Source organism: Marinigracilibium pacificum, assembly GCF_012926615.1.
Lineage (GTDB): Bacteria > Bacteroidota > Bacteroidia > Cytophagales > Cyclobacteriaceae > Mangrovivirga > Mangrovivirga pacifica.
Map to the genome: position 1 here is coordinate 1 of NZ_JABBNU010000033.1, position 852 is coordinate 852.

At 35.4% G+C, this 852-nt stretch carries 1 protein-coding gene; it reads left to right on the forward strand.

The window, feature by feature from the left end:
• Nucleotides 1-167: 167 nt before the first annotated feature.
• The gene (locus tag HH304_RS21105) at nucleotides 168-650 is read left to right on the forward strand and encodes a hypothetical protein (RefSeq protein WP_169685284.1); all 483 of its coding nucleotides are present in this window, start codon (nucleotides 168-170) and stop codon (nucleotides 648-650) included.
• Nucleotides 651-852: the final 202 nt, after the last annotated feature.

Here is an 852-nt window from a genome sequence, read left to right on the forward strand (position 1 = left end):
TCATAATTTCAATGATTATTTAAATTAAGAACTCCTCCTAAGTTAGAAACTTTCCAGGTTTCCGACGAAGGAGGATTTGTTCAACACTCACTATATCCGCATTTTTATGCCACGAGGGACATAAAAACTGCGCCATAGTGTTGACGTTGTAATTCATTAAAGATAACATGAAACCAGAAACACCATTAATTTACATTCATAATGATCATTGGATAGATATAATTGATAAATCGAGCTTTAGTAATCTAAGTTATGGTTATGCAAGTGAATTAATACAGGAGGAAGATAATGGAACTTGGTATTCCTCCGATGGATTTGCTTGGAAATTAAAGAAGCGTAATAAAAAGTTTAAAGACACTACCTTTAATAGGTTTTTTGCAAATTTAATCAACAAACGATATCCTGTTGAAACTACATGGACGAAAATTAAGAACTACGACTTAAGCGAGCTAAAGAAATCTATTATTGAATGTATCAAAAAAGATGATGATATTTTGACTCAATTTATTCCAGGAGATCTTTTCATCTCCAAAATAAATGAAGCGAATACATTTCTTGATTTAAAAGAAATTATTTGTAAATATTCATTTGAAGTTGAAGATGAAGAAGCAATCTGGGAAGAATTGGAGAAACTTGGATTAATGGAATAAACGAATTACAATAGAGTAGACGGCCGTGAGCCATAAGCCCACGGTGCGCCTCTCACACCACCGTACGTACGGGGGCAATGCCCCTCTCTTCGCACTCTCGTGCTTGTGAGCATATACGGCGGTTCGTCAAATCAAATCTTCACTTTCTGATAGTATGTAACCATGCTTTCATAGCCTCTTCTTCGGAGTCGGGATTCGGTAA

Excerpts from the sequence above, each read along its gene's own strand:
- HH304_RS21105 (WP_169685284.1), top strand. The coding sequence starts at position 168 with ATGAAACCAGAAACACCATTAATTTACATTCATAATGATCATTGGATA.